This window comes from Microbacterium sp. BF1, assembly GCF_019279095.1.
GTDB lineage: Bacteria > Actinomycetota > Actinomycetes > Actinomycetales > Microbacteriaceae > Microbacterium > Microbacterium maritypicum.
Genome location: NZ_JAGYWT010000899.1, coordinates 1 through 522 on the forward strand (window position 1 = coordinate 1; position 522 = coordinate 522).

1 pseudogene is annotated in these 522 nt (G+C 72.2%); it reads right to left on the reverse strand.

What is annotated here, in order from left to right:
* Positions 1-307: pseudogene (locus KZA10_RS17450) on the reverse strand (hypothetical protein); the annotation flags it as partial.
* Positions 308-522: the final 215 nt, after the last annotated feature.

A 522-nucleotide genomic window follows, 5' to 3' on the forward strand; every position in this document is an offset into this window, starting at 1 on the left:
CTGCTCCGAGGAGGTCGCCGGTCGGGCGCCTGACCGCGCGGGAGCTGCGCGGTCTTCCCCAGATGATGAGAGCGGCGATCAGTGCGGCCGCGATGATGACGGTGACGATGATGAGCGCGGACGGCCCCACGTTCGCGCCGTTGCCCGAGCTGAAGAGGTCAGCCAGGAAGCGGCCGATGTCACGGGCGAGGAGATCGAACCACGTGGGCTTCGCGTCGGCGTAGCGGGGATTCGAGAGCTCTTCCTCCGCCCAGCGTCGTGCGTCGTCCCCATCGGGGACGAAGAGGTCGTCGAACCGTCGGATCATGCGGCGCCGTCGGCCCCTGGCGCTGTCCAACCGCCGTCAGTGGGAGCGTCTCCGGCGGCAGGGCTGCTGGGCGTCGGGGACGCGCTGGTCCGGACGGGAGGCACGGGAGGCGCAGGAGGCGGCGGTGCGGGGAAGGCGACGGAGGGCGCCGAGGCCGCTGCTCCGTTCTGCGTCTGCGCAGGAGGCGGCACAGGAGGCTGTGCAGGCGAGCCCGG